This is a genomic window from Shinella sp. 20P9.1.1 (assembly GCF_057798995.1).
The window spans coordinates 352,366-373,439 of sequence record NZ_JBYOLC010000005.1 but is presented as its reverse complement, the minus strand read 5'-3'; the positions used below and the strand labels follow the sequence as shown (position 1 = coordinate 373,439).

The 21,074-nt window shown below is 61.5% G+C and carries 18 protein-coding genes and 1 tRNA gene; 12 read left to right on the top strand and 7 right to left on the bottom strand.

Translation table 11 applies throughout. The annotated features are described in order from the left end of the window. Positions 1 to 111 precede the first annotated feature (111 nt). Both AC27VQ_RS11835 and AC27VQ_RS11830 read left to right on the top strand, forming a co-directional pair. Entirely contained in the window at positions 112 to 1,233 is a 1,122-nt protein-coding gene (locus AC27VQ_RS11835) for a Gfo/Idh/MocA family protein (protein WP_488716390.1), read from the top strand. A 98-nt stretch (positions 1,234 to 1,331) separates the two neighbouring features. Beyond that, positions 1,332 to 4,682, top strand: a complete 3,351-nt coding sequence (locus AC27VQ_RS11830; RefSeq protein WP_488716389.1) for a caspase family protein — start codon at positions 1,332 to 1,334, stop codon at positions 4,680 to 4,682. 74 nt (positions 4,683 to 4,756) lie between these two features. Here AC27VQ_RS11830 and AC27VQ_RS11825 read toward each other — a convergent pair whose 3' ends face one another. Continuing rightward, positions 4,757 to 5,437, bottom strand: coding sequence for a glutathione S-transferase family protein (locus tag AC27VQ_RS11825; protein ID WP_488716388.1), 681 nt, complete (start codon positions 5,435 to 5,437; stop codon positions 4,757 to 4,759). 24 nt (positions 5,438 to 5,461) lie between these two features. Beyond that, positions 5,462 to 5,884 carry a DoxX family protein gene (locus tag AC27VQ_RS11820; RefSeq protein WP_488716387.1) on the bottom strand — a complete coding sequence of 141 codons (423 nt, stop codon included), beginning with the start codon at positions 5,882 to 5,884 and terminating at the stop codon, positions 5,462 to 5,464. Between the two features lie 80 nt (positions 5,885 to 5,964). Between AC27VQ_RS11820 and AC27VQ_RS11815 the strand changes: the two genes are divergently transcribed. Then, a complete protein-coding gene (locus AC27VQ_RS11815; RefSeq protein ID WP_488716386.1) occupies positions 5,965 to 6,429 on the top strand; it encodes a MarR family winged helix-turn-helix transcriptional regulator in 465 nt (154 codons plus the stop codon). Positions 6,430 to 6,490: 61 nt separating this feature from the next. On the opposite strand, the gene AC27VQ_RS11810 is transcribed toward AC27VQ_RS11815, so the two are convergent. Continuing rightward, the gene (locus AC27VQ_RS11810; protein WP_488716385.1) at positions 6,491 to 7,603 is read right to left on the bottom strand and encodes a calcium-binding protein; all 1,113 of its coding nucleotides are present in this window, start codon (positions 7,601 to 7,603) and stop codon (positions 6,491 to 6,493) included. Between the two features lie 418 nt (positions 7,604 to 8,021). Between AC27VQ_RS11810 and AC27VQ_RS11805 the strand changes: the two genes are divergently transcribed. Together AC27VQ_RS11805 and AC27VQ_RS11800 are read left to right on the top strand one after the other, a co-directional pair. Beyond that, positions 8,022 to 8,111, top strand: a tRNA-Ser gene (locus AC27VQ_RS11805). A gap of 974 nt (positions 8,112 to 9,085) precedes the next feature. Then, positions 9,086 to 10,135, top strand: a complete 1,050-nt coding sequence (locus tag AC27VQ_RS11800; protein WP_488716384.1) for a porin — start codon at positions 9,086 to 9,088, stop codon at positions 10,133 to 10,135. 215 nt (positions 10,136 to 10,350) lie between these two features. Here AC27VQ_RS11800 and AC27VQ_RS11795 read toward each other — a convergent pair whose 3' ends face one another. Beyond that, positions 10,351 to 11,247 (bottom strand): alpha/beta fold hydrolase, encoded by an 897-nt coding sequence (locus tag AC27VQ_RS11795; protein ID WP_488716383.1) that lies wholly within the window; start codon positions 11,245 to 11,247, stop codon positions 10,351 to 10,353. A gap of 70 nt (positions 11,248 to 11,317) precedes the next feature. Next, entirely contained in the window at positions 11,318 to 13,381 is a 2,064-nt protein-coding gene (locus AC27VQ_RS11790) for a lytic transglycosylase domain-containing protein (protein WP_488716382.1), read from the bottom strand. A gap of 323 nt (positions 13,382 to 13,704) precedes the next feature. On the opposite strand from AC27VQ_RS11790, the gene dapA reads away from it, so the two are divergent. Beyond that, positions 13,705 to 14,589, top strand: coding sequence for a 4-hydroxy-tetrahydrodipicolinate synthase (gene dapA / locus AC27VQ_RS11785; RefSeq protein WP_488716381.1), 885 nt, complete (start codon positions 13,705 to 13,707; stop codon positions 14,587 to 14,589). 1 nt (position 14,590) lies between these two features. Next, positions 14,591 to 15,070: an SsrA-binding protein SmpB gene (smpB, locus tag AC27VQ_RS11780; protein ID WP_117369261.1), complete on the top strand. Its 480-nt coding sequence runs from the start codon at positions 14,591 to 14,593 to the stop codon at positions 15,068 to 15,070. Positions 15,071 to 15,128: 58 nt separating this feature from the next. On the opposite strand, the gene AC27VQ_RS11775 is transcribed toward smpB, so the two are convergent. Together AC27VQ_RS11775 and AC27VQ_RS11770 are read right to left on the bottom strand one after the other, a co-directional pair. After that, positions 15,129 to 15,605, bottom strand: a complete 477-nt coding sequence (locus AC27VQ_RS11775) for a hypothetical protein (protein ID WP_488716380.1) — start codon at positions 15,603 to 15,605, stop codon at positions 15,129 to 15,131. Between the two features lie 233 nt (positions 15,606 to 15,838). After that, positions 15,839 to 16,417 (bottom strand): LabA-like NYN domain-containing protein, encoded by a 579-nt coding sequence (locus tag AC27VQ_RS11770; RefSeq protein ID WP_117369265.1) that lies wholly within the window; start codon positions 16,415 to 16,417, stop codon positions 15,839 to 15,841. A 409-nt stretch (positions 16,418 to 16,826) separates the two neighbouring features. On the opposite strand from AC27VQ_RS11770, the gene rpoZ reads away from it, so the two are divergent. From rpoZ to acpS, 5 genes are all read left to right on the top strand, one after another. Beyond that, positions 16,827 to 17,231, top strand: a complete 405-nt coding sequence (gene rpoZ, locus AC27VQ_RS11765; protein ID WP_298095590.1) for a DNA-directed RNA polymerase subunit omega — start codon at positions 16,827 to 16,829, stop codon at positions 17,229 to 17,231. A 108-nt stretch (positions 17,232 to 17,339) separates the two neighbouring features. Next, a complete protein-coding gene (locus AC27VQ_RS11760) occupies positions 17,340 to 19,571 on the top strand; it encodes a RelA/SpoT family protein (RefSeq protein WP_488716379.1) in 2,232 nt (743 codons plus the stop codon). Between the two features lie 168 nt (positions 19,572 to 19,739). Then, positions 19,740 to 19,892, top strand: coding sequence for a DUF3563 family protein (locus AC27VQ_RS11755; protein ID WP_313522686.1), 153 nt, complete (start codon positions 19,740 to 19,742; stop codon positions 19,890 to 19,892). Positions 19,893 to 20,003: 111 nt separating this feature from the next. Next, complete coding sequence (locus AC27VQ_RS11750; RefSeq protein WP_488716378.1) at positions 20,004 to 20,600, top strand: DUF2062 domain-containing protein; 597 nt, start codon at positions 20,004 to 20,006, stop codon at positions 20,598 to 20,600. Then, positions 20,597 to 21,007: a holo-ACP synthase gene (acpS, locus tag AC27VQ_RS11745; RefSeq protein ID WP_313522682.1), complete on the top strand. Its 411-nt coding sequence runs from the start codon at positions 20,597 to 20,599 to the stop codon at positions 21,005 to 21,007. Before AC27VQ_RS11750 ends, acpS begins: the two co-directional genes overlap by 4 nt. Positions 21,008 to 21,074 lie beyond the last annotated feature (67 nt).

Sequence of the window (21,074 nt, the reverse complement as noted above, 5' to 3'; positions counted from 1 at the left end):
AGTTTTCGTTCCAAATCTTTCCCGCTATGGATGGCGCTAGAGGCGCCCGTGCGGCGAGATATAGCAATTCCTCTGCCGGTGCGTAGCGGAATTCAGCGAGGGAGATACGTCATGAAAGCGCTTGGCATCGGATTGATCGGCACCGGCTATATGGGCAAGTGCCATGCGCTCGCCTGGAACAATGTCAGCACGGTCTTCGGCGACGTGGACCGCCCACGCCTCGTGCATCTCGCGGAAGCCAATCCCGAGCTTGCCGCCACCCGCGCCCGCGAATTCGGCTTTGCGAAATCGACGGCCAACTGGCGCGACCTGCTCTCCGATCCCGATGTCGACGTCATCTCCGTGACCACGCCGAACCAGTTTCACGCCGAAATGGCGGTGGCCGCGCTGGAGGCGGGTAAACACGTCTGGTGCGAAAAGCCGATGGCGACGGCCTTCGCCGATGCCGAACGCATGCTCGCCGCCCAGCGCTCCTCCGGCAAGGTGGCGGTGATGGGCTACAATTACATCCAGAACCCCGTCATGCGGCACATCCGGTCCCTGATCGACGAGGGCGCGATCGGCACGGTCAACCATGTCCGCGTCGAGATGGACGAGGACTTCATGGCCGACCCTGAGGCGCTGTTCTACTGGAAGAGCGAGGCATCCTCCGGTTATGGCGCGCTCGACGATTTCGCCGTGCATCCCCTGTCGCTGCTGTGGAGCCTGTTCGGCCATGTCGATGCGGTCATCGCCGCGCTGGCAAAACCCTATGCGGATCGCCCGGTGAAGGACGGCGGCCGCCGCGAAGTCGAGAACCACGATATCGCCAGCGTCCTGATGCGCCTTCCCGGCGGCATTTCCGGCGTGCTGATGGCCAATCGCTCCGCCTGGGGCCGCAAGGGCCGCATCGCTTTGCAGGTCTATGGTTCGAAGGGCTCGATTCTCTACGACCAGGAGCGCATGAACGAGTTCCAGCTCTACACGACCGACGGCCGCGCCACCGAACAGGGCTTTTCCACAATCCTGACCGCGCCGCACCACAAGCCCTATGACCGCTTCATCCCGGCCCCCGGCCACGGCCTCGGCTTCAACGACCTCAAGGTCATCGAATGCCGCGAGCTGATCGCCGCCATTGCCGGGATGGCGTCCCATTCCATCGATTTCAACCATGGCCTGCGCATCGAGAAGACGGTGCACGCCATGGCGCAGTCCTTCCGCGAGGAACGCTGGGTGGAAATCGCCCCCGCGTGATTTTTTCGGCGACCCCGCCAAAAAAATCCACCGGCTTAGTCATTGAAACCGCTAGTCTCATACGTAATACTGGCGGCAATAATGCCGGAGGGAAGGGCATGTTCAAGCGAATACAAAAACGCTGGGCACCGGTGTTCTTCGTATCGATTGCTGTCGTCGTGTTCAACGCGAACGCCGCTGAGGCGAAACGCGTTGCACTGCTGATAGGCAATCAGAAATACGAAGAGACCGCTCAGCTGAACAATCCCGCCAACGACGTGGAGCTGATGCGCGCCTCGTTCGAGGCGGCCGGTTTTGACAGCGTCAAGACCGTTCTCGATCTCGACCGCTCCGCCATGGTGAAAGCGTTGCGCGATTTCGAGGACGAGTCTGCCGATGCGGATATGGCGGTGGTCTATTATTCCGGCCACGCCATGGAGATGAACGGGGTCAACTATCTGATTCCGGTCGATGCGGCGCTGAAGAGCGACCGCGACGTCGAGGACGAAAGTGTTGCCATCGACCGCGTGCAGCGGTCGCTGGAAGGCGCCAAGAAGCTGAAGCTCTTCATTCTCGATGCCTGCCGCAACAATCCGTTCGCCGCAGCGATGACGCGCTCCATCGGCACCCGCGCCGTGACGCGCGGCCTTGCCCGCGTCGAGCCCGAATCGGCCGACACGCTGATCGCCTTCGCGTCGAAAGCTGGCACGGTGGCGCTCGACGGTCAGGGCAAGAACAGCCCGTTTGCCACGGCGCTCTCGAAATATCTGACGGAACCTGGCCTCGATGTGCGCATCGCGCTCGGCAAGGTGCGCGACGAGGTGGTGGAAGCCACCAATCGCGAGCAGGAGCCCTTCGTCTATGGTTCGCTGGGTGGCGCGCAGATCTTCCTGAACATCAAGGAAGTGAACATCAACGTCACCAACAGCGGCAACACGGAAGTCTCGCCGAACGGCCAGTCCGAAGCGGCGGCCGACTGGCAGAACATCCGCGACCTCGCCGACGAGGACCTGATCAACGCGTTCATCGCCAAGCACGGCAAGGACCCGGTTTACAAGATGCTGGCGGAGAAGAAGCTCGCCAGCCTCAAGGAGGCCACGCAGAATGATGGCCAGGATGCCGATGGCATCGCTTGGGACGCGCTGAAAGAATCCACCGACGCGGCCGCACTCCAGCGTTTCCTGGAGCGCTATCCGGACAGCAAGCATCGCAGCGATGCCGAACATCTCATCGCCGCGCTGGAGCCGAAGAAGGGTCTGAGCGTCAACGTCGCCTCGCAGGAAACCGCCGCCTCGCGCGACTGCTTCCTGCTGGCCGGCGAACCGCAGTCGCTGCCGGGCTTCATGGGCGTCAACTTCCTGAAGATCGATGCCAAGCGGGCGCTCACCGCCTGCGCGCAGGCCGTCAACGAAAACCCGTCCGACGGCATGCTCGTCAACCTGCTCGGCCGCTCGCACGATGCCGACCGCAACTATGTCGAAGCGCGCCGGAATTACGAAAAGGCCATCGAGCTCGGCAATATGTACGCGCTCACCAACCTGGCCTGGTTCTCGATCTACGGTACGGATGGCCCGGTCGACGTGCCGAAGGGCCTGTCGATGTTCGAAAAGGCCTCGACGGCGGGCAATTCCTACGCCCAGGCCTCGCTCGGCTGGCTCTACCGTGAAGGTTATGGCGGCACGCGCCAGGACTATGCGGAAGCCGTCAAATGGTACCAGCAGTCGGCCAACCAGGGCTATGCCAATGCCATGGCGACGATGGGCTGGTTCTACCGCGAAGGCCTCGGCGTCTCGCAGGATTATGTCCAGTCGCTGACCTGGTACCGCAAGGCTGCGGACGCCGGCGATGCTAATGCCATGTCCTCGCTCGGCTGGGCCTACCAGAACGGTCTCGGCACGGCGCAGGACTATGCCGAAGCCAAGGTCTGGTACGAAAAGGCCGCCAACATCGGCGATTCCTACTCGATGGCCTCGCTGGCCTGGCTCTATGACGTCGGCAACGGCGTGAAGCAGGACTATGTGGAAGCCCGTTACTGGTATGAGAAGGCCTCAAATGCCGGCAGCTCCTATGCCATGGGCAACCTCTCGCGCCTCTACGATCAGGGCCTCGGCACGCCTGCCGACGCAAAGGAAGCCGTCCGATGGGCTGCTGCTGCCGTCGAAAGCGGCGATCCCAACAAGCTGAAGGAACTGAAGGAAACCCCTGCCAACTTCACCGTCGCCTTCCGCAAGGAACTGCAGGGTCTTTTGATTGAGCGCGGCTATTACAGCGGCTCGGCCGATGGCGAATTCGGTGCGGCAACGCTCGCCGCCATCGACAAGCTGGCCGCCGGCCGCAACGACAGCACCGCACTGTCGAGTTCCGGCTCGTCGACGGTCACCTCGACCGACCAGTCGACGTCGACGCTCGGCAGCGGCTCGGATGTCGACCAGTGCTATGAACTGGCCGGCGAACCGAACCTGCGTCCGGGCTTCCTCGGCAAGCTCTTCGCCAATATCGACTACGGCCGTGCGATCTCGGTCTGCGAAGCGGCACTCAATGCCAATCCGTCGGACAACTCGGTTCGCAACATGCTGGGCCGTGCGCATGATGCCGCGAAGAACTTCGCTCAGGCGCGCGAGCACTACCAGAAGGCCGCCGACGAGGGGAACCTCTATGCCCTGACCAACCTTGCCTGGTACTCGATCTACGGCACGGATGGCCCGGTCGACATGGGCAAGGGCACCCGCATGTTCGAGCAGGCCGCGAATGCCGGCAATCCCTATGCCCAGGCGTCCCTCGGCTGGCTCTATCGCGAAGGCTATAACGGCACGCGCAAGGACTATGACGAGGCGTTCAAGTGGTACAGCAAGGCGGCCCAGCAGGGCTATGCCAACGCGCAGGCCACGATGGGCTGGTTCTACCGCGAAGGTCTCGGCACGCAGCGCGACTACAATGTCTCGCTCGACTGGTACAAGAAGGGCGCGGAAGGCGGCGACGTCAATGCCATGTCCTCGGTCGGCTATGCCTACCAGTCCGGTCTCGGCATTCCCGTCGATTTTGCCGAAGCGCGTACCTGGTATGAAAAGGCCGCGGCCCAGAACGACTACTATTCGATGGCCTCGCTGGGCTGGCTCTACGACGTCGGCAACGGCGTGAAGCAGGACTATGCCCAGGCGATCGACTGGTATGAAAAGGCGGCCAATGGCGGCAATACCTATGCCATGGGCAACCTGTCTCGCCTCTACGACCAGGGTCTCGGCACACGTTCCAACGCCAAGGAGGCTGCCCGCTGGGCCGCCGCCAGCGTGGAAGGCGGCGACCAGGGCAAGCTGCAGGAACTCAAAGGTTCGCCGGCGAACTTCACGCCGCAGTTCCGCAAGGAGTTCCAGCAGATCCTGAAAGATCGCGGCTATTACAGCGGCCCGATCGACGGCGATTTCGGCACCTCGACGCAGAACGCGATCGATCGGCTGGCCGCCCGCACCTGATCCATCCGGACAGGCTTGAAACAAGGAACCGCTGGAAACACCCGTTTCCAGCGGTTTTTCTTTGGGAGACGCGATCAGGCAAGCTTCAGCAGCCAGGCATCATGCTGTTCGAGAAACGTCCTGAGGCGTGCCGGATAGTCCTCGGCAACCGCGTCCTTGACACTCTGCCGCGCCGCCAGCGCCGCGCGCCAGTGGGCAACCTTTGCGAGACCGTCGAAGACGCCGGTCGGCGCGATCGTGTCGAACGTATCGAAGTAGCGGAAGATCGGTGCGAAGACCGCATCGACGAGGCTGAATTTCTCCCCCGCGAAAAACGGTCCGTCGGCAAGAGCCGCCTCGACGCGCGAAAACTTGTCGACCAGCGCCTTCCGCTTGGCCTCATAGGTCCCGGCATCCTTCGCCGTCTCGAAACCCCAGAGATCGCCGAGAATCGAGGAGCCGAATTCCATCCAGCCGCGATGCTGGGCGCGGGCCAACGGATCGGCCGGGTGAAGCGGCGTATTGGTTTCGGTATCCTCGAGATATTCGCAGATGACGGCGCTTTCGAAGAGCACGACCTCGCTGCCGTCGGGCTGGCGAACGAGCAGCAGCGGCACCTTGCCGAGCGGCGAAAGGGCAAGGAACCAGTCGGGCTTGGCGGCAAGGTCGATGGTGCGGCGCTCGAAGGGGACACTCTTTTCGGCAAGCACGATGGCGGCGCGCTGCACATAGGGGCAGAGGTGGTGGCTGACAAGGATCAGGCGGGCTTCGGTCATATTCGGATATCTCCTTGGTTTGGGTCAGCGCAGGCTGCGCGAGGGGCTGAGCGCATAGTGCCCGTCGCCGAGCAGGGCCTGCGCGATGGAAAGCACGATGAGGTAGAGCGGATATTCCCAGCCGCCGCCGGGGGCGGTGAACACCCAGCCATTAGCGCCATGCGCCCAGATGATGGCGCCCGCCAGGGCGGGAATAAGCGCCAACGCCACCCAGCGGACCTGAATGCCGAGCACCAGCATGATGCCGCCCGCCGCCTCGGCGGCGAAGGTCAGATAGGCAAGCCAGCCGGGCAGACCGATGGAGGTGAAGTAGCCCGCCGTTCCGGCAAGGCCGAAGGTCAGCAGTTTCAGGACAATGCTATGGGCGAGATACATCACGCCGAGGCTGATCCGCAGCAGGGTGACGCCGTAGTCGGTGAGGTCGGTGCGGGTTTGGGAAAGAGGCATGTCTGGTCTCCGAAGTGAAGTAGATGCAATTGCATGTATATGCCCTTGCCATCCCCGTCAAGATGCATGTAATTGCATCTATGTCCGACTCAACTCGACAAACCACCGGAAAACCATCCGAAGCCACCACCCGGCTGTGGATCCGCCTCATGCGCGCCCAGCGCCTTCTGCTGGCGGCCATCGAGCAGGATCTGAAGGCCGCCGACATGCCGCCGCTCGCCTGGTATGATGTATTGTGGGAGCTGGTGCGTACGGGAAAGGGCAGGTTGCGCCCCTTCGAAATCGAGGAACGTACGCTCCTGGCGCAGCATAATCTTTCGCGGTTGCTCGATCGCATGGAAGGGGCAGGGCTGGTGCGTCGCGAAATCCTGCCCGAGGACGGCCGCGGCCGCTGGGTGCTGGTGACCGAGGAAGGCCGCAGCATGCAGGCGCGGATATGGACCGTCTATGCCGCCGCCATCGAGCGCCACCTTGGCGGGGCGATGGACGATGCCGACGCCACGGCGCTTGCCGACGGGCTTGCACGGCTGGCGCGAGGCACCTGAGCCCCAAATGCAAAACGCCGGGGCAGGGCCCCGGCGTTCGATTGTCGCAAGACGTTTCCGCTTAGAGCAGGAAATCGCTCCCATAATATTTCGTCAGGCCCGCGTCGATCTGGAAGTCGGCGACGCCATCGCCATCCACATCACCGGAAATGATCGTACCCGAATAGCGCAGTTCGCCCGCAGTGCCGGAAAAGCCGGCTTTTCCGATGAAGGAGAACTTGTTGTTCGTGGACGTGTTGATGTTGGCATCAATCGCGCTGAGGTCGATCTTGTCGCCATTGCCGGGATCGAAGTCATCGATGATGTCGCGCAGCGTCGAGCCGACCTTGCTGTCGGAAATGCTGGTGAAGCGGAACGTATCGGCCCCCGAACCCCCGACCAGAAGATCGCTGCCGGCACCGCCGACGAGCAGGTCATTGCCCGAGCCGCCGAACATGTCGTCCGCGCCCGAGCCGCCATAGAGCCGGTCGTTGCCCGTGTCGCCATAGAGGTCGTCATTGCCCGCATCGCCGTAGAGAATATCGACGCCGCTGCCCCCATAGAGCTTGTCGTTGCCGCCAAGACCTTCGAGTTGATCGTTGCCGCTGCCGCCCTTGAGAATGTTGCTGCCGGCCGTGCCGATCAGCGTATCGGCATAGCTCGTGCCGACAACGTTTTCGATGCTCTTCAGCGTCTCCAGGCGACCGGAAACTGCCTTGGCATAGCCCTTGTCGAGATCGACATAGATGCCGCGGCCTTCTTCACTGCTCGAATCCTGCAGGGAATAGTTGATCGTATCGATGTCGGCGCCACCGTTGAAGGTGTTCTTGAAGCCGGCGGAATAGAACGTGTCGTTGCCGCTGTCGCCGTTGTAGACGCTCTGGTAGGACAATACCTTGAAGACGTCGTTGCCGCTGCCGCCATAGACCTTGTCATAATAATCCGGATCGTAGTCCTTGCCGCTATGCGTGTAATAGTCGTTGCCAGAGCCGAGATAGACGATGTTGCCGCCCTCGAAGCTGTTGCGCACGATGTCGTTGCCGCTGCCGGTGTTGACCTTATTGAAACCGCCATACGTGCCGATGAGGTTCAGCACGACCTCGTCGTCACCGCCATAGGTGTACACATCCAGTTCGATCTTGGAGTTCTGAACGATGAGGTCGTCCCCGGGCGTGCCATCAATCACGACTGTCATATTCGTATTCCTTTCCGCAACAACGGGTTTGTTGCACGACATTTAACGCCGGCAAGCTGAACCGATGTTGAACAAGACGGGAGCCACGCGGCGATTTCGAGGCGAATTTTCGGAGTTTTGCGGGCGAGGCATACGATTCGAGCCGGTGCCCATCTTACTGGCTTTATATATGGGGCTTCCCAAGGTCCTGCGCGCGCCAATCGACCAGCAATGCGCGTTATCCTGTGGAGCGCGGGAAACAGCGGATGATTCCCGTCATTTCAGCGCAATCCGCCGCTTGGAAGCTCTCCATCCTCAGACCCTGACCCAGGTCCTCTTGCGGAAAAATCCAAAAAAGCGGCAAAGACGGTTTCATTTCGCACCGTGTGTCAAAAAAGCCTTGCAATCAAAAGCTCCGCCGCATAGTGAAACCGCGAGCGGAGAGGTGGCCGAGTGGTCGAAGGCGCTCCCCTGCTAAGGGAGTATACCGGGAACGGTATCGTGGGTTCGAATCCCATCTTCTCCGCCAGTTTCCCCTTTATGAGATTCCGGAATTCCAAGAGACGAAGCATGGGCTTCTCTCCTCCGCGCTATTGGTTTGGCGCGCTTTCCTGTTGGCGAAGCCTGGCGCCCTTCGGTTGCGATCAACGGCTCGCTCAGGAGCCATGCCTTTCCCCATGCCTATGGCCGGGCGCACGACGCTCTCGTTTCCATTGCGACCGTCACGAGTGGTTGCGGCGATGACGATGTTGTCGACAAGTGCCTATGATAATATTCTCTTCGGCGTGCTGATGGTGACGTGTTGAATAGCGTCGCGACGTTCGTCCGCTTCCAGCAGCTCTTCATCGCATCGTATCTGTAATACCGTCTGCCACGTTCTTATCACTGCGGCGAAGGGGATAAGGGGGCTGTCTTTTTCGAAACCTCGACGGGCACTTCGTTTTCCAGCCGCAGTTTGCGAGAATTGGCCCGGCGGCGCGTCACTCCATGAAGACGGTAGCAACGCACCGACTCTCCGTCATGTCCACCACGCCGGGTCTTTCGTCAGAATCACGACGAATCGAGTCTATTGAAAGCCATGCGATTCTGGCTCTCGTTGTGATGATCGGACCTGCATCGGTGCGGCGCGCGGTTTCGAAAAGGCGCCGTTGCCATGTTTATGAAGGCGTTTTGCCGTCTTTTCGCCCCTTCCGAGGCGGTGGCGACGGGTGGATAGATTAAGCTAAGTACCCGCTCCATAAGGCCTTTTGTTAAGAATCCATAAACTTTTAACGACCCGGTCCGCCATTTTGTGTCCTTTCCGCAACAGCGTTGGGCGAAGGCAGTCACAAAGTCTGCCTCCTTTCAGTTTGGAGATTGCTTACGGAAGCGTGTCGAGTATTTTCACTCTCGGAAGCAGGGGCGGTTGATCGTCCACTTCTTGAACTTGGGGATGGGGCAGGGAACGCTGTCCTTCAGCAAAAAACCCAGACCCGTTTGAAACTTTTTGACTGGAGGTCAGAAATGAACATCAAGAGCCTTCTTCTCGGCTCCGCTGCAGCTCTCGCAGCAGTATCCGGCGCACAGGCTGCCGACGCTATCGTCGCTGCTGAGCCCGAGCCCATGGAATACGTTCGCGTTTGCGACGCTTTCGGCACCGGCTTCTTCTACATCCCGGGCACCGAAACCTGCCTCAAGATCGGCGGCTACGTTCGTTTTGACGTCAAGGGCGGCGAACTGCTCGGCGACAACGTAAACGCTGCAAACGGTGGCTTCGGCGACGAGTGGAACACGCAGTCGCGTCTGTCGCTCCAGATCGAAACGGCTTCGGACACCGAATACGGCGCTCTGAAGACCTACGTTGAGACCCGTTTCAACTGGTACAACGAAGGCGTTTCGGACAACTCGCTGAACTTCGCCTACATCGATCTCGCCGGCTTCCGCGTCGGTAAGACCGAAACCGCCTTCTACACGTTCGTTGGCTACGCCGGCAACGTCATCAACGACGACCTGATCTCCGGCGGCATCTACGACGCCAACGTCATCCAGTACAACTACGACAACGGCGCTGGCCTCACGGCAGTTCTGTCGCTCGAAGACACGGACGGCGCTTCGGCTGCTGCTCTGGGTTCCTTCCGCGGCGACCGTGACTACATCCCGAACGTCGTTGGCGGTATCGGCTACTCGGGCGGCGCCTTCGGCGTTAAGCTCGTTGGCGGTTACGACTCGGCTGTCGAAGAAGGCGCAATCAAGCTGCGCGCTGACGGCACCTTCGGTGGCGTTTCGGTCTTCGCAATGGCTGGCTGGAACACCGACGGCGACCGTAAGAACGTATACGCTACCTGGGGTGGCGACTGGGCTGTTTGGCTCGGTGCATCTGCCGCTGTTACCGACCGCGTAACGCTGAACGCACAGGTTTCGTTCGACGACGCAGACGAACTGGCTGCTGTTGCCAACGTCAACTTCACGGTTGTCCCGGGCTTCGTCGTAACGCCGGAAGTTGCTTACTTCGACAACGGCGCGACGGACGGCGACTCCTGGGGTGGTATGATCCGCTTCCAGCGTTCGTTCTAATCTGACTTAGGTTGGATAAGAGACCCGCAGTCCTGATAAGGACTGCGGGTTTTTCCGTTTCTGGAGTTCTTTTATCGCGCTTTCTGAGGTTCGCGAACGCGTCAGGCTGGCGATCGTTCGATGCCGCCGCGGCCTTCGTAATTTGCTATGAGTTGATTAAGCCCTGGTCGCAGGCGTCTCGGCGCTGGGTCAAAGGCCCGCCTCGAGCGTAACTGTCAGAGTTCCGCAAGAAATACGGAAAGCGACGGGAAAACATCCTCGTGGTGGAGGAGGGGCGCATGGCCCTGGCCGGGTGCTGTTCGCGTGGTGACTTTCGCTCGGTCCTGCGCCATTGCCTGAAGCGTTTGCGCGGAAAAGAGTTTTGAATGCGCGCCGCGGATGATCAGCATTGGCTTTTCAGCGAGGATTTCGAACTGCGGCCACAAGCTGGGCAGCGGCTTGCTGAAATCGATGGCTTGGAGCTGGTCGTTCAAGGCTGTATCGTAGTCGGCGACGAGCGTGCCGTCACGTTCGATGTAGAGCGCGTGGGCCATGTCCAGCCAGTCGGCCCCGGCGAGGGCGGGGAAGGTTTTGCCGTGAATCGCCGCCAAGCCTTCGGCAGCCTGTTCGAAGGATAAGAAGGTCGAGCGGCGGCTGAGGTAATCCCGGATTTCCATAAGGCCCTCAGCCTCGATTGCCGGTCCGATATCGTTCAGAACCGTTGCTGCAATGAGGTCCGGCCGGAGCGCGGCGAGGATATGCAGGATCAACCCGCCGCGTGAGGTGCCGATGAAGAGGCATTGCTTCAGGCCGAGTAGATCGCAGAGCGCAATGACATCCTTGCATTCCACCATCACATTATAATTTGCGGGGTTGGGATCGTATTGCGAAAGCCCGCGGCCCCGATAATCCACGGCAATGACCCGGCGAGGATTTTCAGGATGATTGGCGAGCAGCACGGCGAGCTGGTGAAAGTCGCGCGCGTTGCGGCTGAGCCCGGGAAGGCAGACGACGGGCAGGCGCCCGCCGATGTCGGGCGGCGTTGCGACCGGGTAATCGCGGGCGTGGAGCCTCAACCCGTCTTCGCTTGAGAAGAAAATGTCGCGGAATGCCGGTGCGTCCGAAGGTGCCATGCGTGTGCCTTGCCTGGGAAAGGTCAGGCATCATCACCAATTTTGCCGGCAAGTCACCAGAAATTGCGCTTTAGCGCCCGACGCTGAGGTCGTGTTCGATATCGGCGGCCTGGCCGAGGCGGGTCTTATAGACCTGGTAATTCTCCATCACGCGCTGCACATAGCCGCGGGTTTCGGAGAAGGGAATGCGCTCGATCCAGTCGACCACCTCATCGACCGGCTTGCCGCGCGGATCGCCATAACGCTTGATCCACTGCGGCACGCGGCGCGGGCCGGCATTGTAGGCGATGAAGGTCAGCACGTAGGAGCCGCCGAAATCGCTGATCTGCTCGCCGAGATAATGCGCGCCAAGCGTGGCATTATAGGCGGCATCCGTCGTCAGCCGCTCCTTGGAATAGGCAAGGCCATAGCGTTTGGCGACGCCCTGTGCGGTGCCCGGCATCAGTTGCAGCAGGCCCTGCGCATTGGCAGGTGAGATGGCGGCCGGGTTGAAGGCGCTTTCCTGACGCGCGATGGCATAGGCGAGCGCCTTGCCGGAACCGGAAATGTTGGCACCGTCGGGAATGACGCCGATCGGGAAGGCCAGCGCCGCGACATCGATGCCGCGCCCGAAGGCGATCTTGCCGATTTGCAGCGAAAGCTGATGGTTGCCGCCCTTTTCGGCCTGCGCTGCGAGAAGCGCAAGCTCGCCGGGGCTCATCAACTCGCCGGCCAGTGCGCGGTAGAGACTATCGCCGCGCCAGCCATGGCCGGCCGCCTGGAGGCGGGCGATGGCCTGCACCGCCTCGCGCTGGTTGAAACTGGCGCGCTCTTCCGCCGTCGGCGTGGGATAGGTGACGTTCAGCGTCTTGCGGCCGAGCCGCGCGCCGGCAAGCTGGCCGTAGAAGGTGCCGGGAAAATTCGCCGCCTTGGCGAAATAGTCCTTCGCATCGCCCGGCCCGCCTTTTTCGGCGGCCCGGCCGAGCCAGTACCAGGCGCGGGATACCGAAAGCGGCCGGTCGGAGGTTTGCAGGATGCGCTGGAAGTGGCCAGCCGCCGTCTTCGCATCGCCAAGGTCGCGCAGCGCATACCAGCCGGCATGGAATTCCGCCTCGACGATATCGGTCGGATCGTCCGCCCCATGCCGGGCAGCGACACTATAGGCATCGCGATAATCGCCGAGATCGGCAAGGCCCCGGCTGACGATGCGCTGCTCGTTCCACCACGCACCGGGATTGACGAGGCGGGCGGGGTCCTCCGGCATCGTAGCAAAGAGTTTTGCCGCCGCGCGGTAGTCCTGCTTGCCGCGCAGGTTGCGGATGCGCAGGAACGTATAGGCCGGGTCCTTCTGCCAACTGGCATCCACGGCCTTGATCAGGTCGCCGGCATTCTTGGCCTTGCGGATGACGGCCGTCCAGGCGCGATAGAGCGACTGCGCCTTGCCGAGATCGCCGAAACGCTGCGCCTGATCGGCGCGGTCACGGTACAGCAGCATCTCCATGCGCGTCTTGTGATCCTCGACGCTGAGCAGGGTGCCGAATTCGGCGAGGATCTTGTCCTCGACATCCTTGGAAAGCGCGTCCTTCTGCCAGAACGAGCGCAGGATGTTCGTCGCACGCGGCGTGTCACCCGCCGCGACGAGCGCACGGGACAGCACGATGGCGCCCTCCGCCGTCTCCGGCGTGGTGGTGCCGAAGGCGGCGATCACGTCTGCCGTCGCCGGGTTTTCCCGTGCCATCGCCTTTTCGGAATTGGCCCGCAGCGCCGTCAGGCCCGGCCAGCCTTTCAGCTCGCGCTGGGCATTGGCGATCTCCCAGGAGGGCACGCCGCGCTGGCCGGAAACGGCGATCGCCCAGGTCAGGATATGGCGGTCGAGGCTGGAGGAGGGCAGGCGATCGCGCGCGGCAATCGCCGCCGCGGCATCGCGGTTGGAGAGGGCGTCGAGCCCCTCGCGCAGTTCGGCGCTCACCACCGGCACGCTATCGGCGCGCGGAATGGCGCTGGTGATGACATCCTTCGACGGCATCTCGGCGGCAAAGCCGAGCGGCTTGATGTCGGCGGTGTTGTCAGCCTCGACGGGCGATGAGCGCAGCGCAAGTCCGGCTATACCGGCAAGCAGCAAGGCGCAAAGAGCGAAACTGTTTGTCGAGATCATGCTACATCCCGGATGCCGTGGCAGGCGACACGTCGGCGCGTGATTTTCCGCCTGTTTGTGAACACTCATTAACCCTTTGTTGCCTTAACGAAACCTTAACCGCCGTTTTCACTAAGCCGTGAAGCCCGCTTCATCCCAGGCGACGGATCAGGTGAAGCGAATATTCGTGTACCAGAGCCAATTCCGCCTTGTTTGTGCATGAAAAACGCGCATCGCGACGCTTGCCGCATGACCGTCACCCGACTATTGTGCCAGCGTTTTTAACCACGGAATACGGCCAAAGCATGTAAGCCCACGGGCGGCTCTGGCCTCAGGAGTTCTGGATGTTCAAGGGATCCCTTCCCGCTCTCGTCACCCCCTTTACCGATGCCGGCGCCGTCGATGAGGACGCGTTCGCGGCTCATGTCGAATGGCAGATCGGTGAGGGCAGCCACGGTCTCGTTCCGGTGGGCACCACCGGCGAGTCGCCGACGCTGTCCCATGACGAGCACAAACGGGTGGTGGAACTCTGCATCAAGGTGGCGAAAGGCCGCGTCCCGGTCATTGCCGGCGCGGGCTCGAACAACACCAAGGAAGCGATCGATCTCGCCCAGCATGCCGAAAAGGCTGGTGCGGACGCGGTTCTCGTCGTCACTCCTTATTATAACAGGCCGACGCAGAAGGGCCTTTTCGCCCACTATTCGGCAATTGCCGGTGCGGTGACGCTGCCGATCGTCATCTACAATATTCCCGGACGCTCGGTCGTCGACATGACGCCGGAAACGATGGGCGCGCTGCACAAGGCGCATCCCTCGATCATCGGCGTCAAGGATGCGACCGGCAAGATCGAGCGCGTGTCCGAACAGCGCATCACCTGCGGTAAGGATTTCGTCCAGCTTTCGGGCGAGGACGCGACCGCCCTCGGCTTTAACGCCCATGGCGGCGTCGGCTGCATCTCGGTCACGGCCAATGTCGCGCCGCGGCTCTGCGCCGAATTCCAGGAAGCGACGCTGGCGGGTGACTATGCCAAGGCGCTGGAATACCAGGATAAGCTGATGCCGCTGCACAAGTCGATCTTCCTGGAGCCCGGCCTTTGCGGCGCGAAATATGCGCTGAACCGCACCCGCGGCATGAACCGCTTCGTGCGTTCGCCGCTTCTGCCCACTCTGGAGCCGGCCACGGAGGCTGCCATCGACGCGGCGCTGCGCCACGCCGGCCTGCTGAACTGATATGGCAACAAAAGCACGCCCAGCGACGGTCAAGAAGATTGTAGCGGAAAACCGCAAGGCCCGCTTCAACTACGAGATCATAGACACCTACGAGGCCGGTCTGGTTCTGACCGGCACGGAGGTCAAATCGCTGCGTGAAGGCAAAGCGAACATCGCGGAATCCTACGCCTCGGACGAGGGCGGCGAGATCTGGCTGATCAATTCCTACCTGCCGGAATATCTGCAGGCGAATCGCTTCAACCACGAGACCCGCCGCCGCCGCAAACTGCTGCTCTCCAAGCGTGAGATCCATCGCCTGCGCGTCGCGATCAACCGCGAGGGTATGACGCTGGTGCCGTTGAAGGTCTATTTCAACGATGTCGGCCGGGCCAAGCTCGAGCTTGCGCTTGCCAAGGGCAAGAAGCTGCATGACAAGCGCGAGACCGAGAAGGAACGCGACTGGAACCGCCAGAAGGGCCGCCTGCTGCGCGATCGCGGCTGACGCTGCTTCTCCGGCGCCGGCGATCAGGCCGGCGCGTATCCCGATTTCAAGATGAAATTCAGAACTGCGCGTAAAGCTGCGCGATGACCGATTGCTGCGCGGCGAGCGCAAGCTGTGCGCCGTTCGTTTCGCTCGGCACGTCCGGCGAGGGGGCCGGATTGGCGCTTGGCGTGCGCGGGGCGAGGAAGGACGAGAGCAGGGCGTTGAGATCGGTGCTCTCGATCGCCAGGCGTGCCGTCGGGCTGCGTTCGGCGGAGACGCGCGCTTCGCCTGCCACCTGGGCCGACGGCACGGCATAGGCGGGAACGGTGGAAAGGCCAGGCTGGCCGTTCGGCGCGTAGAGGAAGCTGAGGTCGCCGATGTCCTCGGCGGTTTCCGACGGTGTCGAGACCTGCGTGACCGGCTGCGGCACGGTGAGCGCGGCAAGGGCGGAAGCGGCTGGGCGGTTTTCCACCGCAGGCGTTGCCGCGCGCACTTCCAGCGCGTTCGAAACGGCCCGGTAGCTATTGCCCGAAAGCGAGACTGCGTCCACCATGTTGCGAGATGTCCCAATGCGAAATGACTGTACGGCAATGGGAATATCAGGAGAAACTTGCGGAACATTAATGGCCCGCGGGCGCATTTGAATCAATGTTTAACGGAACATTGAAACACCTGGAATTTCAGGGTTTCTGCGTCAGGAAATTTCAATAAAAACCGTAAGCTGGGTCCTGAACGCATTAACGTCCCGGAGCGGGACGTTAAGCAGGAAGCACGGCAAAGGGGCGCTTATTCGGCGACGTTGTCTGCCGCCGGCTCGACATTGCGCTGCGGGCGCTCGGACGGGTCGCGGCCAATTTCAGCCTTCAGTGTACCAAGGTCGATGAAATAGTCGGCCTGGCGGCGCAGGTCGTCGGCGATCATCGGCGGCTGCGTCTGCATGGTGGAAACGACGGAAACCTTGCGCCCCCTCCGCTGCAGCGCCTCGACGAGCGTGGTGAAATCGCCGTCGCCGGAGAAGATGACGAGATGGTCGACCGTCTCGGATTGCTCCATGGCATCGATCGCGAGTTCGATGTCCATATTGCCTTTGATCTTGCGGCGGCCGAGCGAGTCGGTGAATTCCTTGGCCGGCTTGGTGACGACCTTGTAACCGTTATAGTCGAGCCAGTCGATCAGCGGGCGGATCGAGGAATATTCCTGGTCCTCGATAAGAGCGGTGTAGTAATAGGCGCGCAGCAGGTAGCCGCGTTTCTGGAAGGCCTTCAGAAGCTTCCTGTAATCGATGTCGAAGCCGAGTGTCCTGGAAGCCGCATAGAGATTTGCACCGTCGATGAAGAGTGCGATTTTCTCGCGGGGGTCGAACATATCGGAAAATCCTTTTAAGTAGAAGTTGAGCTAAACAGGTCGGTTTTGAACATGTTCCGGCTTTCCGGATGCACTGGCCGGTTGAATTAACTCTTTTTCATATAATCTTCATTTAGGGCAGCCGAAGGCGCTTTCCAAGCAAACCTAGGTTGCGGATACGATTTTTGTCACCGGCATCGTTTCAGCAATTTCAAGGGCTTCGGAATTGAAGAACAGTTCCCGCACGTTACCCGATTTGTCGGATATTTGGTCTTTCAGCCTGCCGTAACGTCAGGACTCAACCAGAAATTACATGGGGAGACTTATGACACGCGGCTGTCGGGACCGGGAAGGAAAAACTTGAATTTTTCCTGCTTTGCCTGTATCGGGCATGCAAACTCCTGAAATTCTCGATCACAAAGGACAGGCAATGGCCCGTGTCACCGTTGAAGATTGCATTGACAAGGTAGACAACCGCTTCGAGCTGGTTCTGCTTGCAAGCCATCGCGCCCGCCTCATCTCGCAGGGTGCCGCCATCACCATCGACCGCGACAACGACAAGAACCCCGTCGTTGCCCTGCGCGAAATCGCCGACGAAACGCTGTCGCCCGACGACCTCAAGGAAGACCTGATCCACTCGCTGCAGAAGCATGTCGAAGTGGACGAGCCCGAGCCCGATCCGGCAAGCCTGGCTGCCGACACCGCGTCCACGACGGCCGCCGTCGACGAGGACGAGGACCAGCCGGAAACCATCACCTTCGACCGTATGTCGGAAGAAGAGCTGCTGGCCGGCATCGAAGGCCTCGTACCGCCGGAAAAGAGCGACGATTACTGATTTCGGTAACTTACCGAAGCCTTTGATATTGCGAATGCCGGTGCGCCCCTCTTATGGTCGGGGCGCACTTTTTTTTGCCCCGCCGCGCGGGGAGGGAGCCGACCGAGAATGATGCGCCAATATGAACTCGTCGAACGGGTTCAGAAGTACAAGCCCGACGTCAACGAGGCCCTGCTCAACAGGGCCTATGTCTATGCGATGCAGAAGCATGGGCAGCAGAAGCGGGCGAGCGGCGATCCCTATATCTCGCATCCCCTCGAAGTCGCCGCCATCCTGACCGATATGCGCCTCGACGAATCGACGATCGCGGTTGCCCTGCTGCACGACACGATCGAGGACACCAGCGCGACGCGCGGCGAGATCGACGAACTGTTCGGCGAGGATATCGGCGCGCTGGTCGAAGGCCTCACCAAGATCAAGAAGCTTGACCTCGTCTCCAAGAAGGCCAAGCAAGCTGAAAACCTGCGCAAGCTGCTGCTCGCCATTTCCGACGACGTGCGCGTGCTGCTCGTCAAGCTCGCCGACCGGCTGCACAACATGCGCACGCTGGACCATATGACGCCGGAAAAGCGCGCCCGCATCTCCGAGGAGACGATGGATATCTATGCGCCGCTCGCCGGCCGCATGGGTATGCAGGACATGCGCGAGGAGCTGGAAAACCTCTCCTTCCGCCATATCAATCCGGAAGCCTTCGAGACCGTCACCAACAAGCTGGAGGAACTCTCCCGCCGCAATGAAGGCCTGATCCGCAAGATCGAGGACGAGTTGCGCGAGCTCCTGGTCGTCAACGGCCTCGACGACGCGCTCGTCAAGGGCCGGCAGAAGACGGTCTATTCGGTTTTCCGCAAGATGCAGTCGAAGTCGCTGTCCTTCGAGCAGCTCTCCGACGTCTACGCCTTCCGCATCCTCGTCGACGATGTGCCGGCCTGTTATGCCGCGCTCGGCATCGTGCATACGCGCTGGCGTGTCGTGCCGGGCCGCTTCAAGGACTATATCTCGACACCGAAGCAGAACGACTACCAATCGATCCACACCACCATCGTCGGCCCGTCGCGCCAGCGCATCGAACTGCAGATCCGCACCAAGCGCATGCACGAGATCGCCGAATACGGTATCGCGGCGCATTCGCTCTACAAGGACAAGGAAGTGGTGATCGGCGAGGTGCGCACGACGTCGCCGCGCTCCAACGCCTATGCCATGCTGCGCCGGACGATCGAGGCGCTGGCCGAAGGCGACAATCCGGAAGAATTCCTCGAGCATACCAAGCTCGAGCTGTTCCAGGACCAGGTGTTCACCTTCACGCCGAAGGGGCAGCTGATCACGCTGCCGCGCGGCGCGACGCCCATCGATTTCGCCTATGCGGTGCACACCAATGTCGGCGATACCTGCGTCGGCGCCAAGATCAACGGCCGCATCATGCCGCTGGTCACGCGGCTCAGCAACGGCGACGAGGTGGAGATCATCCGCTCCGGCATTCAGGTGCCGCCGCCGGCCTGGGAAGAGATCGTCGTCACCGGCAAGGCGCGTGCCGCCATCCGCAGGGCGACCCGTGCCGCCGTGCGCAAACAATATGCCGGCCTCGGCTACCGCATTCTGGAGCGCACCTTCGACCGCGCCGGCAAATCTTTTTCGCGCGACGGTTTGAAGCCTGTGCTGCATCGCCTTGGCCAGAAGGACGTCGAGGACGCCATCGCCTCGGTCGGCCGCGGCGAGCTGTCGTCGCTCGACGTGCTGCGCGCCGTCTTTCCGGATTATCAGGACGAGCGCGTGACGGTGAAGCCCAACACGGAGGAGGGCTGGTTCAACATGCGCAGCGCCGCCGGCATGGTCTTCAAGCTGCCCGGCAAGGCGAAGTCGGCGCTCGAAGGTGCAGAAACGGAAACCGGCCCCGAGGCCCTGCCGATCCGCGGCCTTTCCGGCAATGCCGAAGTGCATTTCTCCGCCGGCGGCGCCGTGCCGGGCGATCGCATCATCGGCATTATGGAGAAGGACAAGGGCATCACGATCTACCCGATCCAGTCGCCGGCGCTGCAAAAATTCGACGACGAGCCGGAACGCTGGATCGACGTGCGCTGGGATCTAGACGAGGCCAACAATACCCGTTTCATGGCGCGTATCGTGATCAACGCCCTGAACGAGCCGGGCACGCTGGCCGAAGTCACCCAGACCATTGCCACCAGCGACGTCAATATCCGCTCCATGTCGATGACGCGGGTGGCGACGGATTTCACCGAAGTGCACATCGATCTCGAAGTCTGGGATCTCCGCCAGCTGAACCAGCTGATGGGACAGCTCAAGGAGCTTCAGTGCGTCTCGACGATCAGTCGCGTGTTTACATGACGGTTTCCATGCAAAAATATGGCAGCCTGCCCTGAATAAGGCAGGTTTGCCCAACATTTGACCAGTCGTTATGCGTAATTTGCATGGCTGTATTGGAATAGTGTCGCTGGTGCCTTGGGGGCTACCACCCTATCTTCTGTCTCGGGAGGTAACCGAAAGAGGTTTACCATGTTGAAGCAGATCAAGAACTTTGCCCGCGCCCTGCGCGTTCCGAACTCGGAAGAGCGCGAAATCGCCTATCTCAATGGCGCCATCGACCGCATCGACCTGGAATATCGCCAGCGTCAGATCGACCGCGGCCTGTTCCGCAAAACCTTCTAAGATATCGAGATCGAGTGGCGCACAGGGTGCGCCACGACCGTCTGTGGCGCCATGACGGCGCCGCTGTACGCGCCATTGAAATGCCACTAACGGATCGGCTATGTCTTGGGCATGTTGTTCAGACGCCGAAAGAAGGCCTCGATGGCCGACCGGTTGCGCGAATTCTTCTGGCCGCGCAAGGGGTTGACGCGTCCGGCGCGCTATCTCGCCAAGCGAATCCTGCGCCTGTCGGCGTCGCCGCATGCGGTGGCCGCCGGCGTTGCCGCCGGCATGTTTTCCGCCTTCACGCCGCTTCTCGGCTTCCATATCGTCCTAGCCATGGCGCTCGCCTATCTGATGGCCGGTAATCTGCTGGCTGCGGCGCTCGCCACGACCATTGCCAATCCGCTCACCATTCCGCTGATTGCGCTCGCGACCTTCCGCGTCGGCGAGGTCCTTCTCGGCATCACCTCCAGCGAGGCGGTGACGGCGGGAGAGCTCTTCCATCGGCTGGAGCACCTGCAATTGTCCGAGCTCTGGCAGCCGGTTCTGAAGCCGATGCTCGCCGGCGCCGGTCTTCTCGGCCTTGTGACGGCCGCCATCGCCTACGGCGTGACGCGCTTCGCCGTACGCTCCTTCAAGGCGCGACGCCATGCGCGCCTCCTGGAGCGCGCCGGCCTTTCTACGCCCCACGCAACCGCCCTTTCCCCCGGAGAAACGACCCTATGATCATCGGCATCGGCAGCGACCTCATCGACATCCGCCGGGTGGAGAAGTCGCTGGAGCGGTTTGGCGCGCGGTTTACCGATCGGTGTTTCACCGAGATCGAGCGGGCGAAATCCGATGGGCGCAAGAACCGTGCGGCCTCCTATGCCAAGCGCTTCGCCGCCAAGGAGGCCTGTTCCAAGGCGCTCGGCACGGGGCTGGCGCAGGGCGTGTTCTGGAAGGACATGGGCGTCGTCAACCTACCGGGCGGCAAGCCGACGATGAAGCTGACGGGCGGGGCGCTGGAGCGATTGCAACAGATGCTTCCTGCGGGCCACGAGGCGCGCATCCACATCACCATCACCGACGACTTTCCGCTGGCGCAAGCTTTCGTGATCATCGAGGCGCTTCCGGCCGGAACGCCTGGATAACCGGATCCCCGCGTCTTTTTGACCGACGCGATTTCCAACAGACAACCTTTCCTCTATAGAGGGCCCC

Excerpts from the sequence above, each read along its gene's own strand:
- AC27VQ_RS11825 (WP_488716388.1), bottom strand. The coding sequence starts at position 5,437 with ATGACCGAAGCCCGCCTGATCCTTGTCAGCCACCACCTCTGCCCCTAT.
- AC27VQ_RS11820 (WP_488716387.1), bottom strand. The coding sequence starts at position 5,884 with ATGCCTCTTTCCCAAACCCGCACCGACCTCACCGACTACGGCGTCACC.
- AC27VQ_RS11795 (WP_488716383.1), bottom strand. The coding sequence starts at position 11,247 with ATGGCACCTTCGGACGCACCGGCATTCCGCGACATTTTCTTCTCAAGC.
- AC27VQ_RS11800 (WP_488716384.1), top strand. The coding sequence starts at position 9,086 with ATGAACATCAAGAGCCTTCTTCTCGGCTCCGCTGCAGCTCTCGCAGCA.
- smpB (WP_117369261.1), top strand. The coding sequence starts at position 14,591 with ATGGCAACAAAAGCACGCCCAGCGACGGTCAAGAAGATTGTAGCGGAA.
- acpS (WP_313522682.1), top strand. The coding sequence starts at position 20,597 with ATGATCATCGGCATCGGCAGCGACCTCATCGACATCCGCCGGGTGGAG.
- AC27VQ_RS11830 (WP_488716389.1), top strand. The coding sequence starts at position 1,332 with ATGTTCAAGCGAATACAAAAACGCTGGGCACCGGTGTTCTTCGTATCG.
- AC27VQ_RS11815 (WP_488716386.1), top strand. The coding sequence starts at position 5,965 with ATGTCCGACTCAACTCGACAAACCACCGGAAAACCATCCGAAGCCACC.
- AC27VQ_RS11760 (WP_488716379.1), top strand. The coding sequence starts at position 17,340 with ATGATGCGCCAATATGAACTCGTCGAACGGGTTCAGAAGTACAAGCCC.
- AC27VQ_RS11750 (WP_488716378.1), top strand. The coding sequence starts at position 20,004 with ATGTTGTTCAGACGCCGAAAGAAGGCCTCGATGGCCGACCGGTTGCGC.
- rpoZ (WP_298095590.1), top strand. The coding sequence starts at position 16,827 with ATGGCCCGTGTCACCGTTGAAGATTGCATTGACAAGGTAGACAACCGC.
- AC27VQ_RS11775 (WP_488716380.1), bottom strand. The coding sequence starts at position 15,605 with ATGGTGGACGCAGTCTCGCTTTCGGGCAATAGCTACCGGGCCGTTTCG.
- AC27VQ_RS11755 (WP_313522686.1), top strand. The coding sequence starts at position 19,740 with ATGTTGAAGCAGATCAAGAACTTTGCCCGCGCCCTGCGCGTTCCGAAC.
- dapA (WP_488716381.1), top strand. The coding sequence starts at position 13,705 with ATGTTCAAGGGATCCCTTCCCGCTCTCGTCACCCCCTTTACCGATGCC.
- AC27VQ_RS11790 (WP_488716382.1), bottom strand. The coding sequence starts at position 13,381 with ATGATCTCGACAAACAGTTTCGCTCTTTGCGCCTTGCTGCTTGCCGGT.
- AC27VQ_RS11770 (WP_117369265.1), bottom strand. The coding sequence starts at position 16,417 with ATGTTCGACCCCCGCGAGAAAATCGCACTCTTCATCGACGGTGCAAAT.
- AC27VQ_RS11810 (WP_488716385.1), bottom strand. The coding sequence starts at position 7,603 with ATGACAGTCGTGATTGATGGCACGCCCGGGGACGACCTCATCGTTCAG.
- AC27VQ_RS11835 (WP_488716390.1), top strand. The coding sequence starts at position 112 with ATGAAAGCGCTTGGCATCGGATTGATCGGCACCGGCTATATGGGCAAG.